This window comes from Enterobacter sp. BNK-34, from assembly GCF_048684445.1.
GTDB lineage: Bacteria > Pseudomonadota > Gammaproteobacteria > Enterobacterales > Enterobacteriaceae > Enterobacter > Enterobacter pseudoroggenkampii.
Map to the genome: position 1 here is coordinate 51,218 of NZ_JBLQUA010000002.1, position 15,073 is coordinate 66,290.

General features: G+C 53.4%; 16 protein-coding genes and 1 pseudogene. 10 read left to right on the forward strand and 7 right to left on the reverse strand.

Annotated features, from left to right (window positions below; genetic code table 11):
- Positions 1–8 precede the first annotated feature (8 nt).
- From ACMGG5_RS24105 to vapB, 4 genes are all read right to left on the reverse strand, one after another.
- A complete protein-coding gene (locus ACMGG5_RS24105; RefSeq protein WP_233396712.1) occupies positions 9–1,031 on the reverse strand; it encodes a DNA helicase UvrD in 1,023 nt (340 codons plus the stop codon).
- Positions 1,016–2,578, reverse strand: a complete 1,563-nt coding sequence (locus ACMGG5_RS24110; RefSeq protein ID WP_119916852.1) for an ATP-dependent nuclease — start codon at positions 2,576–2,578, stop codon at positions 1,016–1,018. The genes ACMGG5_RS24105 and ACMGG5_RS24110 overlap by 16 nt, the downstream gene beginning before the upstream one ends.
- Before the next feature lie 72 nt (positions 2,579–2,650).
- Positions 2,651–3,067, reverse strand: a complete 417-nt coding sequence (locus ACMGG5_RS24115) for a type II toxin-antitoxin system VapC family toxin (protein WP_007374381.1) — start codon at positions 3,065–3,067, stop codon at positions 2,651–2,653.
- A complete protein-coding gene (gene vapB, locus ACMGG5_RS24120) occupies positions 3,064–3,294 on the reverse strand; it encodes a type II toxin-antitoxin system VapB family antitoxin (RefSeq protein WP_007853351.1) in 231 nt (76 codons plus the stop codon). Before vapB ends, ACMGG5_RS24115 begins: the two co-directional genes overlap by 4 nt.
- A 544-nt stretch (positions 3,295–3,838) precedes the next feature.
- Between vapB and ACMGG5_RS24125 the strand changes: the two genes are divergently transcribed.
- The 4 genes and pseudogenes from ACMGG5_RS24125 to ACMGG5_RS24140 all read left to right on the forward strand — a co-directional run.
- Entirely contained in the window at positions 3,839–4,141 is a 303-nt protein-coding gene (locus ACMGG5_RS24125) for a hypothetical protein (protein WP_047366185.1), read from the forward strand.
- Between the two features lie 50 nt (positions 4,142–4,191).
- Positions 4,192–4,899, forward strand: a complete 708-nt coding sequence (locus tag ACMGG5_RS24130; RefSeq protein ID WP_052685521.1) for a hypothetical protein — start codon at positions 4,192–4,194, stop codon at positions 4,897–4,899.
- Between the two features lie 41 nt (positions 4,900–4,940).
- Positions 4,941–5,684, forward strand: coding sequence for a site-specific integrase (locus ACMGG5_RS24135; protein WP_047366186.1), 744 nt, complete (start codon positions 4,941–4,943; stop codon positions 5,682–5,684).
- Positions 5,685–5,874: 190 nt separating this feature from the next.
- Positions 5,875–6,129, forward strand: a pseudogene (locus ACMGG5_RS24140) (site-specific integrase); the annotation flags it as partial.
- 246 nt (positions 6,130–6,375) lie between these two features.
- On the opposite strand, the gene ACMGG5_RS24145 reads toward ACMGG5_RS24140, so the two are convergent.
- Positions 6,376–7,386: a RepB family plasmid replication initiator protein gene (locus ACMGG5_RS24145; protein ID WP_045334592.1), complete on the reverse strand. Its 1,011-nt coding sequence runs from the start codon at positions 7,384–7,386 to the stop codon at positions 6,376–6,378.
- Between the two features lie 739 nt (positions 7,387–8,125).
- Here ACMGG5_RS24145 and sopA point away from each other — a divergent pair.
- Positions 8,126–9,292, forward strand: coding sequence for a plasmid-partitioning protein SopA (sopA, locus tag ACMGG5_RS24150; protein WP_045334590.1), 1,167 nt, complete (start codon positions 8,126–8,128; stop codon positions 9,290–9,292).
- Positions 9,292–10,254, forward strand: a complete 963-nt coding sequence (locus tag ACMGG5_RS24155) for a ParB/RepB/Spo0J family plasmid partition protein (protein WP_117500380.1) — start codon at positions 9,292–9,294, stop codon at positions 10,252–10,254. The genes sopA and ACMGG5_RS24155 overlap by 1 nt, the downstream gene beginning before the upstream one ends.
- Before the next feature lie 648 nt (positions 10,255–10,902).
- Here ACMGG5_RS24155 and ACMGG5_RS24160 read toward each other — a convergent pair.
- Both ACMGG5_RS24160 and umuD read right to left on the reverse strand, forming a co-directional pair.
- Positions 10,903–12,174, reverse strand: coding sequence for a Y-family DNA polymerase (locus tag ACMGG5_RS24160; protein WP_239619749.1), 1,272 nt, complete (start codon positions 12,172–12,174; stop codon positions 10,903–10,905).
- Complete coding sequence (gene umuD, locus ACMGG5_RS24165; protein WP_117500382.1) at positions 12,174–12,605, reverse strand: translesion error-prone DNA polymerase V autoproteolytic subunit; 432 nt, start codon at positions 12,603–12,605, stop codon at positions 12,174–12,176. Before umuD ends, ACMGG5_RS24160 begins: the two co-directional genes overlap by 1 nt.
- 231 nt (positions 12,606–12,836) lie before the next feature.
- Between umuD and parM the strand changes: the two genes are divergently transcribed.
- From parM to ACMGG5_RS24185, 4 genes are read left to right on the forward strand one after another with little or no spacing between them, the layout of a single operon-like run.
- Positions 12,837–13,808: a plasmid segregation protein ParM domain-containing protein gene (gene parM / locus ACMGG5_RS24170; RefSeq protein ID WP_117500383.1), complete on the forward strand. Its 972-nt coding sequence runs from the start codon at positions 12,837–12,839 to the stop codon at positions 13,806–13,808.
- Between the two features lie 2 nt (positions 13,809–13,810).
- Positions 13,811–14,473 carry a plasmid partitioning/stability family protein gene (locus ACMGG5_RS24175; RefSeq protein WP_117500384.1) on the forward strand — a complete coding sequence of 221 codons (663 nt, stop codon included), beginning with the start codon at positions 13,811–13,813 and terminating at the stop codon, positions 14,471–14,473.
- Between the two features lie 3 nt (positions 14,474–14,476).
- Positions 14,477–14,740: a hypothetical protein gene (locus ACMGG5_RS24180; RefSeq protein WP_117500385.1), complete on the forward strand. Its 264-nt coding sequence runs from the start codon at positions 14,477–14,479 to the stop codon at positions 14,738–14,740.
- Positions 14,741–14,768: 28 nt separating this feature from the next.
- Positions 14,769–14,972, forward strand: coding sequence for a hypothetical protein (locus ACMGG5_RS24185; protein ID WP_045325841.1), 204 nt, complete (start codon positions 14,769–14,771; stop codon positions 14,970–14,972).
- Positions 14,973–15,073: the final 101 nt, after the last annotated feature.

The window sequence follows — 15,073 nt, forward strand, 5'->3', positions numbered from 1 at the left end:
CAACTGATTCAGACCCTGAATCGGCGCAGATGAGTTTCTGAGACAAAATAAATGTTGCCGCGCGCCCGTGAGCATGCCACGTACAGCCTGTTACGGGACGACGGCGGAAGGGCTGCCAGTTCCTGACGATTCAGAAGCTTCCAGTGTGTGGGTCCCATCACAATGCAGACATCCTGAAAGTGGTCGAGCCCTTTACTGACGCCCCAGTTCAGCGAGTAACAGCCGTAACGGTGATGTTCACGATAGAAGAGCTTAATCACCGTATTATCAGCGTGCAGGGTGGAAGCGCGCTCTGCATCTGCGATCGTTTCAATCAGGGTGGCATGTGTCCCATGGGCAGCGATACGGATGTTCAGCTGCCCGGTGATAAACTCGCACACTGAAGCCGAGCAACGCCATGTCCGGTTGAGCGTGTCCCGGTCAACCGTGAAACCGGCTGCGTCGAAGCGGGCCTCATATCGCGTAATGTCATCGTGCAGCGTTGAATTAACGTTGCCGTCATGGCTTGTGTCAAAGGTATGCTGATAAAAATCGCCGCAACAGAGCACAGTGATTTCCGCGCGGCAGAGCTCCAGCAGAAAATTAAAGTCATGTCCGGCAAAGTCCTGGACTTCATCGACAAGCAGTTCATCGTAGTAACGGGCAAGCCGGGTACGGATATCCGGCAGCAGCCCCCGGGCTGTCAGCAGGTGTGCGAGCCGCCGGTGATACAGCCGTCCGGCGGGATCCTGATAATGCCGGGCATTCGTGCGCGGTATTCCGGGTGGGGGCTGGTCGAAGCTCAGGCCACGCGATGCCAGCTGCTCCTGCAGGAAAGGCCGGAAGCAAAAACCGTGCAGAAACTCAAACCAGGTCATCACCCTGATCCCGTCCGGGATAAAGCCAAAACGTCTGATAATCTGCGCCCGCAGATGCGCTTCATTATTCACTGTGAAGGTCAGGAGCAGCGTCCGCCGGTCCTCACTCAACCGTCGTATCAGCAGCGTGGTCTTGCCCGAGCCGGCAACCGCAAATATCACTCTCTTATCCATGCCAGTGCCCTCTGAATATAATCAGGTACTGTCAGCTCTTCGGCGTGCAGCTGTAACAGCCGGAATGCTGCTTCTGCCTTATTGGCCAGCATGTATTCCTGCACCGTGAGTGTCCGGCGGGTTCCGCGGAAAAGCGCATCACACAGACCAGCGTTATCCTGATACAGGCAGATTTCAAATGTGGATCGGGTGTTGTCGCGATCGGCAAATACCCGGGTGCGGGAACAAAGCACGTCAGCATAGCGTTCATCGCAATTTTGCTGGTAGTTGCCGTCATTATCACGAAGGGCCGCGACGCGATTTTCCAGAAGACGGGCCAGCTCAAGATAACGACGGAAACTCGTTCCGCCGATAGCGATGATGTGAACCCCGTCATCCTCCGGCGCCCTGCCATACAGGCGGCGATAAAAGGCCTCGATCAGAATAAACTCAGCATCCCCCTCCACGAGCAGCACACGTCTGGCCAGCGCAAATTCCAGCACGTTATTATCCGGTGCTTTCATAAAGAAGGCGGCAGTCTCAGCGGAAAGTTCATTCATCAGTACCGGCCGGGCAGGCCCGAGGAGGATTGCCTTACGCAGATCGAGGCGGGAGGAGATATGGCTGCTGTGTGTGGCAATAAACACCTGCGTCTGCCGTTCAGCGGCAAGCTGATTAACCAGCCTCTTCATACTGACATGGCTGAGATGATTCTCCGGCTCCTCAAGCAACAGTGCGTGGAGCTCTCCCTGCTGCTGATGCCGCTGCAGTGCAAACTCCGTTTTGATGAAGCACTGCCTTCCTTTTCCACGGTGACGAATGGAAATACCGTCCTCGGTAATGTCCAGATTCGCCTCAAGACCTGATTTGGCACCGGAACGCACGCCAAACTGATACGTTTCCAGCGTGTCGTTTATGGCGGACAGATGCCGGGTGCAGAAGTGCATTTTCTGTTGCCGGTAACTGTTTTCAAGCCGGTACCGATCGGCCACCGGCACATTGACGCTGTAAACCGTGCGCGTATATTCCTGTGCGGCGTGCTCGTTATCGATGCGTGCACTGTCTAACAGCAGATGGCGCAGATAGCGTCTGAAGCCGGCGAAATGACCGCCGGAGAAGGTGCTGAACCGCACGGAATAGTATTCATAGGGAAAATTATCGGGATCCTGCTGCAGGACATGGTGAATATCCTGAGCGTATTCCTCCGTCATGGGTGCAATGCGCATTCTGAGACCATCCGCATCGATACCCGCCAGATTTTGCCTGCCGTTCAGGTCAGGATCTCCCCCGTTACTCAGGAAAACGTCAGCTGTCAGCACGGGTAACCGATCGGCGCGGCGCTCACCTTCCTGAAACTGCCTGACGGCTGACTGGGACAGGAGCGATTCCACACCCAGTGCCTCGACCCGGTGCCGGCTGTCACTCAGCACAAGGTCAAGGGCCAGCAGAATCGTGCTTTTCCCGGACTCATTGTCCCCGACCAGAATGTTACGGTCATGAGTGAAGCGCAGGTCCAGTTCCGGAAACTTTTTAAAGTTTTGCAGCATAAGCCGCGTGATCAGAGGCATCTTTTATTCCTTTATATACCGCTGACTGAAAGAGTGTCCGGCAGCGCCAGACCGCCTGTATTGTTTTCAGCGTTATCTTACCCAGTCTTCCAGCACAAGACCCGGCACCCGCTCAAATTCCCGCGTATTATTCGTCACCAGCACGGCGCCGGCGGCGATGGCGTGTCCGGCAATCGCCGTGTCGTTCGGGCCAATCGGCGTGCCGGCCATGCGCAGCGCCACCTTAATCTCCGTGGTGGCGTCCACCGCGGCGCGATCCCAGGGCAGGATGGCATCGAGGCGGGCGCAGAACGCGTCAACCAGCTGGACGTGACGCGGCGCGGCCTTCGGCCCGGTGGCGCCGAAGCGCATCTCGGCGTAGGTAATGGCCGAAACCACAATGCGGTGACCCCGCAGCACCGCCTGCTCCAGGCGCTTCAGCACGGCTTCCGGCTGCTCGCGCATGATGAACGAGCAGATGTTCGTGTCGAGCATATAGATTTTGTTCACAGGTTAACCCGTCCTTCGTCGCTGACAACGTCCTCGCGCTCCGCCATAAAGTCCGGGTCAGCTTTTTCGAGCTGCGCGAACGAGCCCCAGGTCGGCCGGACGGGACGCAGGATGATGCTGTCCCCTTCCCGGACGATCTCCAGCTCGCTCACCCCCTCAAAATCCAGATCGCGGGGCAGACGGATGGCGCGGTTGTTGCCGTTTTTAAAAATAGAGACTGTGCGCATGGTTTTTCCTCATATGCTGAGTGTGCCAGGGAGTATTCCCGCATAGGTGAAGTATATGCCTCCGGAACAGATCTGTATAGGTAAAGCATATGCAGATGGTGAGTATATGCGTATGCATTACCTATGCAGATGTCAGGCATATGGATATGCATGACCTATACGCTTTCTTCTCTTTTTCCGCTGAGATCCGAAAAAAGGTAGTTCCGGATCTTTCAGAACCCACAGGCGCGCAGCGGCCCCATGACACAAGATGTAGCGGTACCTTCAGCTGCGAATGACGCTATATGTTGTGTTCCTGCCCTGCCCCGTGACCGCCCGCTCACCCCCATAAAAGGGCGGTGTGGTTATTCCGTGTGCGTGGTAAACTTCCGGAAAGTTGCTATATTCATGAAAGTCGGATCACCCTGAAACGGGCGTCCGGTAATTTACAAGAGTTGCTATACGCAGGCTTTTTATCATATTAGTAATGATTACGACAGGGTAATTTAAGGACGATCATCATCAGGGATGTCACGAAAACAATAACCAATAGTGACTGTTGCACATGAATAAATCCCTCCACGAAAGCGAGCGCGTCCCGGTTTCACTTGAAACCGTCTGGCGGGCGCTGACCGCCCTCGGCCATCAGCGACTCTGGCTCCGCCCCCCTGAGGATCATGGCGTGCACACCTGGCTGATTGTGACCTGGGACGGCCTGACGGTGGCCGAACGTATCCGGGCCTCCGGCTCCTGGTGGCTGACCGGGGATGCCAGCGCCATCTACACCAATCCGGAGCGGATCGTCCCGGACGGGCTGGAAGAGCTCACCTGGCTGTCAGTGCAGCGGCGAATGAAGGACGGATTCTGAACCCGGTCGGTAAAAACGCACGGGCGGGATTTATCAATAAAGGGACACATATGGCTGACTGGTTTATTGCGACTGAAGGCGTGAAGGTGGTGAAGGAAGGTGCCAGCCTGTGGCCGCAGATCATTACGGCGGTTTCGTCGATAGGTGCAGCCTTGGGTGGCGTGGGTCTGACTCATCATTTTACCCGTAAGCGTGAGGAAAGAACTGCATCTGCGAAACTAGAAAGTGAACGCCTTTATATCAGTACCGGTCTAGTTTTTTTGCTGGAGCGATTTGCGCAGCGTTGCTTACATGCAGCACAGGATGAAGGTGAACGTGATGATGAGGCCCGCATCACTGCAAACTTTCAGATCCCCGAACTAAGTTTTGCCTCAGTCGCTGGGGACTGGCGATCCTTACCTCAAGCTCTCTTATACCAGATTCAGCAACTTGAGGTTCTCAGGGAAGAGGGCGTTTCGGCAGTGAGCTCTGCTTTTATTGAAAGCTCCCCCTATGACGACGATGGTATTGTTGAGCTGAACAATCAGGCCAGCCGCCTGGGAATAAGAGCTATCCACCTGTCCCGCCAGCTCAGAATACTGAACTCAATGCCTGATGATCGGCTTGAAGAATATTCCTGGTCATTATGGCCAAAGTTGTGTATTGCCAGGGGGAGCGCTCTTGAACGGGTTATCAGATACGCGCATCACCGCGTAATAATGCCCGTTATCCAGGTAAAAACGACTTCCTCCTCTGCTCAGAAAGGTAACTCACCATGACTTTGCCCGCTGTCTCTGGTTTTCTCTCTGCCCCAGGAGGCATGGCATCGATGCAACTGCCGGTTGCTATTGACTATCCGGCAGCACTTGCTCTTCGTCAGATGGCTCTGGTTCAGGACGAACTGCCAAAATACTTGCTGGCGCCGGAAGTGAGCGCCCTGCTCCACTACGTGCCAGATCTCCACCGCAAAATGCTACTGGCAACCCTCTGGAATACCGGCGCGCGTATCAATGAAGCCCTGGCGCTTACGCGTGGGGATTTTTCGCTGGCACCGCCCTACCCTTTCGTGCAGCTGGCCACGCTCAAACAGCGGACCGAAAAAGCCACCAGAACGGCCGGCCGTGCTCCGGCCGGTAGCCAGCCTCATCGTATCGTTCCACTTTCCGATCCACAGTATGCCAGCCAGCTGGAAATGATGGTGGCCACCCTGAAAATTCCGCTGGAGCGCCGTAATAAACGCACCGGCAGAACCGAGAAGGCACGGATCTGGGAAATCACAGACAGGACGGTCAGGACTTGGATAAATGAAGCAGTTGATGCGGCTGCCGCCGACGGGGTGACGTTCTCAGTGCCGGTGACCCCGCACACGTTCCGCCACAGCTACGCGATGCACATGCTGTACGCCGGTATTCCGCTTAAGGTGCTGCAGAGCTTAATGGGACATAAGTCGGTCAGTTCGACTGAGGTCTATACGAAGGTTTTTGCCCTGGATGTGGCGGCACGGCATCGAGTGCAATTTTCAATGGCAGAGGCTGATGCTGTTGCAATGCTGAAAATCAGATAACTAAATTTTTTTACGTTTACAGACAGTTGTAACGAAACCCACTTATCCGATAATAAATTAATCTTGCGTTACGTGAAAACTGACAGGGTACATAGCCGGAATTCACGTAGCACACTTTAGCTCTTCTTCATTATTTACCTTCTCGTTCCGATCCTGCTCATCCTGGCATTACCCCATTTAACCAGAACGCATTTCACTGTTGCCGATAGCCCATGGGGTTGACTTTGCGACCGCGGTCGCACTCAGAAGGATGGCCACCTTAACCGTCGCCCCCCTGGCGTACCTCCTCGCCTCCGAAGTGAAAGCCCTGCTCTTCTATATGCCGGACCTGTGCCATCACATGCTGTTCTCCACTTTCTGTAACACGGATGTGCGGATCGGTGAATCCCGGACGCTGACCCCGAAATCCTTTGATCTCGACGGGTTAAGACCCTTTGTGAAAGTACCGGGCTCAGGGCATCCGGCCTGACGCACAATATTGACTGAGTGATGAAGGGAAACATATCGCAGTGAAGATGTTCAGCAGACTGCCCGCTTTCCCACACACCGCAGTCAATATCAATACCCCGGTAGGCGTATCCGCATATCGCAGTCAAGGCGGGCAAAACCTGAAGGTGATGATGAATCAGTATAAATTGACTGTGGTATGCAGAACGCATACCACAGTCAACAAACCCTAGAACGGCATATCTCAGTCATTTTCCGGTTTCACGCTGGCGAGCGCTTTTGCCAGTTTCTGAGGATCAATACCTGCAGCCTTCAGGGCTTTAATCACTTCGTCATAGTTCTGCTCAGGTACTTCCTCTTCCGGCTCACGGGGAACAACGACCTTGCTACTAATGAGTTTAGGATTACGGTAATGCACGCTGAAGTAGGTGGCCCGGCCGCGTTTGAATTCAGTGTAATCCAGATAGCCGATATCCTTCAGCTGCGCCATGGCTTTGCGCACCGTGTGGTTCTGCGTGTAGAGGTTAGATGTTAGGTTGAGTCTGTCTCGCATACGCTTCATGGAGATAGGGGCCGGATTCTGTGGCAGGCTTTCGATGTAGGTATAGAGTGCCTGTGCGGATTCCTTGCGCTGCAGGGCATCGATGGCCTTCAGACGCAACAGGACCCGCCTGTCCATTTGATAAAGCTCAAAGAGCTTGGGCTCTGCCCTGATCTCCACAACATCGGCAGTGATGTCGTAATAGGCTGACTGAACCAAGTGCGTAGTCCACCCTTTCGTTTCACTCTGAAACTTGAGGGTTACGGATGCCAGCTTGAACAGGGAGTTGCTGATCCTGTCGCGCATTTTCTTGTTAGAGCGCCGGGAGTCAAAACCACACATTTTAACGAACTCAACAAAAGACAGCTTGAGCGTGTCGTCCTTGACGCCAAAATCATACATTGAACGGATGATCCCAAGCCAGACTTTGAAGTCCGTATCCATATCGAGGCGCGATCCGGTGATCCTGACATCGGTATACCCTTCACTCCGGGCAATGGACAGCTGTACGAGCTCCTCAGTCGCATCCGTGACGTTTTTGCGGTTCGTCTTACTCCTGGAGGTTGATTTCAGGGTAGGAACGAACAAACCAAGCCTCATGAGCGCAACAGGCTGAACAGTACTGGCGCTGTTGACATCCAGCTTAACAACTTCGCCCGTTGTCTTGTTGACCTCCTGAAGATTCAGGGGTAACTCATTATTTTCCATAGCCATTTTATTAACCCGCGGTTATCCACAAAGGAAAGTATATACGCATATCACAGTCAACGGAAATACATACCCCAGTTAATACAATTGCATACCGCAATAGGTGATCCCGCACATAACAGTCAACATACCACACACCACAGTTAATGTAGACAGTCTCCGGGCTCAGGCGTAGCGGGGCGCTGCACGATCCGGGGATCTCTTTTTGATCTCACCATGATCTCCTTAAGGATCAATTACTGGATCGAAATATGGAATAACTGACAGCATCCCGTACATATGGACGACTGACATGACACAATATGAATCCTGGTACAACAACCCGGTAATACAACACCCTGAAAGTCAATAATATTGACTGTGATATGCAGAGAAATGCATTTCATTACCCTTCCCTGTTCCTATTGTGATTCATACCGCAGTCAATAATCTGCATACCGTAGTCAATTCCTCACCATTCAGATCCATTCGGTGGATCTTCGTTAGCTTCAGAGCGTCAGCCACACCCTGCTAGTAATCAGTAATTCCGCTTCCTCGACGCATGCGCCTGCGTGCGCACGCTTTCTGCGGCGAGCGGATTATATTGACTGAAGCATGCGGCAACCTTCAAGCGGATGCTGAACGGAATACGGTTGCATTTTGATCAGCTTTGCAATTTTTGAGACGGTTTGCAATTTTAATGTTGCTTTGCGCCTTTCACCAAGATTTAATAGATTAATGCAAAGATGATAACAAGGAACAGAGAATGGGACTGATGGAAACGCTTGACCAGTGCATTACGGCCGGTCATGAAATGACGAAAGCAATCGCGATTGCACAGTTTAACGATGATAGCCCGGAAGCCAGGAAAATTACCCGTCGCTGGCGTGTGGGTGAGGCCGCCGATCTGATTGGCGTTTCTTCTCAGGCAATCCGTGATGCAGAAAAAGCAGGACGCCTTCCCCATCCTGATATGGAAATGCGTGGACGTGTGGAGCAGCGGGTGGGCTACACCATTGAACAAATCAACCATATGCGGGATGTATTTGGCACCCGTCTGCGCCGTCCTGATGACAGCGTTCCGCCCGTCATCGCGGTGGCAGCACATAAAGGGGGTGTCTATAAGACATCGGTATCTGTCCACCTGGCACAGGATCTAGCGCTGAAAGGGTTGCGGGTACTGCTTGTCGAAGGGAATGATCCACAGGGCACAGCCTCCATGTACCACGGCTGGGTCCCTGATTTGCATATCCATGCCGAAGATACACTGCTGCCTTTTTATCTCGGTGAGCGCGATGATGCAGCCTATGCCGTCAAAACCACCTGCTGGCCGGGTCTCGACATCATTCCGTCATGCCTTGCCCTGCACCGCATTGAGACAGAGCTCATGGGAAGGTTTGACAACGGAAAACTGCCGACAGAACCTCATATGATGCTTCGCTTGGCCATCGAAACGGTGGCTCATGATTATGATGTCATTGTTATCGACAGTGCACCGAACCTCGGTATTGGTACCATCAATGTCGTCTGTGCTGCTGATGTACTCATCGTGCCAACGCCAGCAGAGTTATTTGATTACACCTCTGCCCTTCAGTTTTTTGACATGCTGCGCGATCTGTTAAAAAACGTGGACCTGCAGGGTTTTGAACCTGACGTCAGAATTCTTCTGACCAAATACAGCAATAACAATGGCTCACAGTCACCCTGGATGGAAGAACAGATCCGCGATGCCTGGGGAAGCATGGTACTGAAAAATGTTGTACGCGAGACCGACGAAGTCGGTAAAGGTCAGATCCGTATGAGAACGGTATTTGAGCAGGCTATCGATCAGCGCTCATCTACAGGAGCCTGGCGAAATGCGCTGGCTATCTGGGAGCCTGTTTGTAATGAAATTTTTGATCGCCTGATTAAACCTCGCTGGGAGATCAGATAATGAAACGTGCACCAGTCATTCCAAAACATACCGTAAAAGATATCCGCCCCGAAACTGAACAGTCGGCACCCGCTGCACCGATGGTTGATTCATTAATTGCACGGGTGGGAGCCATGGCCCGCGGGAATACCATTCTGCTTCCGGTTTGTGGTCGGGAAGTGAAATTTGTTCTTGAAGCCATCCCGGGCGAGAGTGTTGAAACGGTATCAAGAGTCTGGTCAGGTAATGAACGTGACCAGGAACTACTGACCGAAGACGCGCTTGATGATCTGATCCCCTCTTTTCTCCTGAGTGGTCAGCAGACGCCTGCGTTCGGACGACGGGTAGAAGGTGTAATTGAGATTGCAGATGGCAGTCGTCGCCGTAAAGCCGCCATAATGACATCATCGGATTATCGCGTTCTCGTGGGCGATCTCGATGACGAACAGATGATGTCGTTATCTAGGTTGGGTAATGATTACCGCCCAGTCAGTGCTTATGAACGGGGTAAGCGCTATGCACAGCGGTTGGAAAATGATTTTAACGGCAATATCTCTGCTTTGGCTGAAGCTGAGAATATTTCCCGTAAAATCATCACGCGTTGCATCAACACAGCCCATTTGCCAAAATCAGTGGTTGCCCTGTTTACTCATCCTGGTGAACTTTCCGCCCGCTCAGGGGAGGCGCTGTACAAAGCATTTTCGGGAAAAGAAGCTTTATTGTTGCAACGGACACAACAGCTTCATGAGCAAAAGAAAGCGGGAGTTATCTTTGAATCCGAGGAAGTTATTGGTTTACTGACGGATGTTCTGAAAGAGCCATCAGGTAAAAAAGTTAATCTTAATACCCGTCATCAATTTGTACCTGGTGCGACAGCCCTATACAAAGGCGATAAGGTGATTTTTAATCTCGATAAATCTCGTTTGCCTGCCGAGTGTATCGAGAAGATAGAAAACATACTGCGCGACCTACAAAAAGTTTAGCTTGTTTAATGATACAAGCGAGCGTTATCGTTAATTTCCAATATCCTTAATGCGTTACATGCTGCTTCGAAATATATACATCCGGAGCAGCTATTATCTGCACTATAGCCCTGAGCTGTTAAAAAGGTCTGTTTTCTTCTCTCAACCTGATTGTTACCATAATTTAAAATCTAGTTCCTGCTACTTTTTCTTAACTAGTTCCACGGTTCACCCCTCAACCTGCATATTAGAACTCAGACGCTAACCCATCCCGGAATACTGATTCTACACACCAGATTAACTGGGACCATGGTCCCACCTCCTACTTACGTGTCAGAACTCACCCGTCAACCCCGCCCGGAATATCGATTCCACACACCGGATTTAACTGGGACCACGGTCCCACCTCATACTTGCGTGGCAGAACTCACCCGTCAAACCCCACCGGGAATATCGATTCCACACGCCGGATTTAACTGGGACCATGGTCCCACTCTGTTCAGTTGTTTCTATCACAATACCGATTTTGAGATTGTTACAGTGATTCCTGTATTCGGCGCGTAAGAAGATTATGTTCGTTTTGTTCCCTGGTGCTTCCTCGCTCACTCGCGGGCTTCGCCATGTCGTTCGGCTGCGGCGAGCACTACTGGCTCTCTCTGAAAGCAGAATTTATCTGATCCTCGCAACGGGAATATCTTTCCAGCGGGTGGTGTACGCAGGGGAGAGCATATTGCGTTTCATTTGCCATGCAGGCGCAATCCCTCGTCCGGCAAACCAGACCTGTCCCAGACCGGAATGATTAATGCCATCGAGAACCTTCATCAGCTCGGCGCTGTGAGGACGTGGCGGACGTTCGTCGAACAGCTGCAGCTGCGAAACGCCGGAGCCGGTGAAGTCATTCAGCATCACACCGGCTTTGGCATACCGGTGCCCGTCCTTCCAGATACGCTCCAGAGCCGTTGTGGCGGCCGCAATAATGTCCCGGGTGTCCTGAGTGGGTGTAAGCAGTTTCTCCGTGGCCACGTTGCCGTAGTAAGGCTCTTTAACGGCGAACGGAGACGTTTTGATGAAAACGGAAATATGCCGGCAGTACTGGCGCTCTTTACGCAGCTTTTCTGAGGCCCGCTCTGCGTACTGACAGACAGCCTGCCGCAGCGAATCGTATTCAGTGACCTTCTCACCAAAGCTGCGGCTGCAGACTATCTGCTGCTTTGTCGGCGGGGCTTCCTCAAGCGACATGCAACTTTCCCCGTTCAGTTCCCGCACCGTTCGCTCGAGGACCACGGAGAAATTTTTGCGGATGAAGGCCGGGTTCGTCAGGGCCAGATCGAGCGCGGTCTTAATGCCCAGTACATTGAGTTTGCGTGCAATACGGTTTCCCACGCCCCAAATCTCTTCGACCGGCTGCAGTGAAAGCAGTTTCCGCGTTCGCTGAGGATTCCCCCGGGTCAGGGCGAGCACGCCACGAAACTGTTTCCACTCCTTTGAGGCCCACTGGGCTGATTTTGCCAGCGTTTTCGTTGGTCCGGCGCCCACGCCGATGGTCAGACGGGTACAGTCATACACGTGCTGGCGCAGCTGCCGGCCGAAGTCCTCCAGGTCCATACAATGCTCAACGCCGGTCAGGTCGAGGAACATCTCGTCAATCGAATACTGTTCCACCCTGGGGGCCAGCTCCTCCAGGCAGCTCATCACGCGCGCCGACATCGAGGCATAAAGTTCATAGTTGCTTGAGAACGCGTATATTTTTTCCGGGTACCTTTCGTTTTTCATCTGAAACCACGGTGTGCCCATTTTGATCCAGGGCTTTGCCTCGGCACTTCTTGCGATTACGCAGCCATCGTTATTACTGAGCACCACAACCGGCTTTCCTTTCAAATCCGGGCGGAAAACACGTTCGCAGCTGGCATAAAAACTGTTCACATCGGCCAGGGCAAACATCAGTACATCTCCCGGGGACGGTGAATGATGTGCGTGACGACGCCAAAGATATCCAGATCGTCCGGATCGGGATAAATCGGTGACCAGGCCGCGTTCATGGGCTGCAGCGTCAGTCGTGGCGTCAGCAGCAGCCGTTTAACCGTAAATTCCCCCTGCACGCTGGCCACAACAATATCGCCATGCCGGGGCTTCTCGGCACTGTCCACAACCAGCAGATCGCCATTGTACAGGCTGCCGTCAGCCATGCTGTCTCCGCTTGCACGAAGGTAGTAAGTCGCGCTCGGATGCCGTATGCAGTAATCATGGAGATCCAGGTCGGACTCGACATAGTCAGCTGCAGGGCTGGGAAAACCGCAGCAGGCGAGGTCTGCAAACAACGGATGGGCCTGTGGCGGGAGTTCTTTCCCGGTGCTGAACAGCTGCAGTTTCATCTTTCCTCCTGATGTCTAAATATACTGGTTATTTATACAGTATATTTAACAGCGTGAGGATAATCCAGATCGCCTGCGCCATGAACAGAATGAGTAACCTAAGCTACTCAAAATGTTCGTAAATATCATTTTGATTCTTTATTGTTGCTCATAATGAGAAATAAGGCTTTTGTTTTTCCATTTTGCTCTTATAATATGTATCAAATTGAGTTTAATTGACGGAGCATAATGATGAATATTTACTGCGATGATGGTTCAACTAATGTTAAGCTGGCATGGTTTGATGGAAACGAGCTGCAGACCCGGGTTTCTGCTAACTCCTTCCGGCATGGCTGGAAAGTGGCGGAGTTCAGTGCTGCAACGTTCAACTATCAGGTGGGCACGCTGAAATACACCTGGGACAGCGTCAGCCGGGATGCCATCCCGACAACAAACGTGGAGTATCAGTACGGTGATCTCAACCTGCTGGCCGTGCATCATGCGCTGCTGAACAGCGGGCTTGAGCCGCAGCCGGTGAGCCTGACCGTGACGCTGCCCCTGAGCGAGTATTATGACGGGGACTGCCAGCGGAACGAGGAGAACATCCGACGCAAACGGGAAAACCTGATGCGTGAGCTGGTTCTGAATAAGGGCAGGGCATTTACCGTAACGGACGTGAAGGTGATGCCGGAATCACTGCCGGCGGCGTTCTCCCGTCTCGCGGAGCTGAAACCCGGACCCGCTGAGACCACCCTGATTATCGATCTCGGCGGAACCACGCTCGATGCCGGTGTTATTGTCGGACAGTTTGATGATATCAGTGCAGTACACGGCAATCCATCTGTCGGCGTGTCACAGGTCACCCGCGCAGCTGCAGGCGCGCTGCGGGCTGCAGACAGCGAAACCAGCGCGCTTATTGCTGACACGGTCATCCGCAACCGCAATGATCGTCAGTATCTGCAGCGTGTGATCAACGATGCCGGAAAAATTGACGATGTGCTGAACAAAATTACAGAGGCAATCACTTCCCTGGGCGCACGTGTCACCAGTGAGCTGACGGCCTTCAGGAACGTTAACCGGGTATTCCTGGTCGGGGGAGGGGCATCCCTCATTGAAGAGGCTATCCGTCAGGCCTGGCCTCTGGCTCCTGACCGTATTGAGGTTATAGGCGATCCGCAACTGGCGCTGGCCAGAGAGATTGCCCTTTACAATAAAGAGGACTAAACGTGCCGGACGGCCAGTATTCTTTCTATCTGCACAGCGACGATCGCACCGACATCGCGGCGATGGCGACCATCAGCACCATCTCACAGCCCCTGCGCGGTGACTTCATCCGGACCGCCGCCACCGCCGGGGCGGTGATGTACCAGACGGATGCCCGTTTACCGGCGCTGATCCCGGTATTCTTTGACGGGCATCTGAGCGCCATCCGGCTTTGTGCCGTGATGGCGCTGGTATCCGGCTCCTGGTCTTCACTCTCAGGACTTCCTGATGAGCCTGATGGTGGCGTGGCGGCTCTGGCCATGTCACCGGAGACGGAATACCAGCGCCGGCGTTACACCCTGACGCTTCAGGATGACCGGAGCAGTGAACGGGTTGAGCGTGTGCTGACGGGCGTGTCATCCCGCCTGCGTGGCGAGCTACTGAGAAACCTGATTATCACCGGTCTGGCCCTGCATACGACCGCACCGGAGCTGCCGCGTCTGCTGGCCAGTATGCCGGTACCGCCCGGCACGGTCAGCGAGCTGCAGGTTCTGGTTCAGCAGATGGCCGGTACAGCTGGCGCGTGTAAGGCTGCAGTACCGGAGAAACCAGCAGAGCCTGCCGCACCGTTAACCGGTGACGCGACCAGGATAAAGAAAAATATGCGACGGGCATTCGGAGACTAAAACATGTCAGTGATTAAACAAAAGGCAGAACAGTGCATTCATACCTTTCTGCGCGCCCGGAACGTGCCCGAATCCCAGTGGCCGGAACGTGTCAAAAAGACCGGCAGGGGAATGATACTGGCAGGCGTGGCCGTCGTCGTTCCCGGCGTACTGGCTGATAACATATCCCTGCCGGTGACAATCGCGATGCAGGTCTGCTACGCCTCGCTGATCGGCCTCGGGGTTCTCCTGGCGTTTGACGAGAAAAAACCAGAGGGGCGGGGATGAGTATGAACATTAACCTGAAGGAAACTGTATGCAGCTTGAAGAACTGACAGGAGAAGAACGCACGCTGGTAGTTGTGGCATTGCAGGCGCTGCACCGTGAGAGATTAACCGCATCAAATGCAGTCTTTACGGCCTGTAGTCTGGCCGGAAAGGAGCAGCCGCCGGAAGAGATTTTTGGGCTGCGTGAAGTTCAGGATGCGCTGAGACGTATGGGTGCTGCACCTGCGCGTTAAATCCGGCCCCGTACATTTCATGGCAAAAAAACGGCAGGGTGACATCTCTCCCTGCCGGTGACAATCGCGATGCAGGTCTGCTATGCCTCGCTGATCGGCAT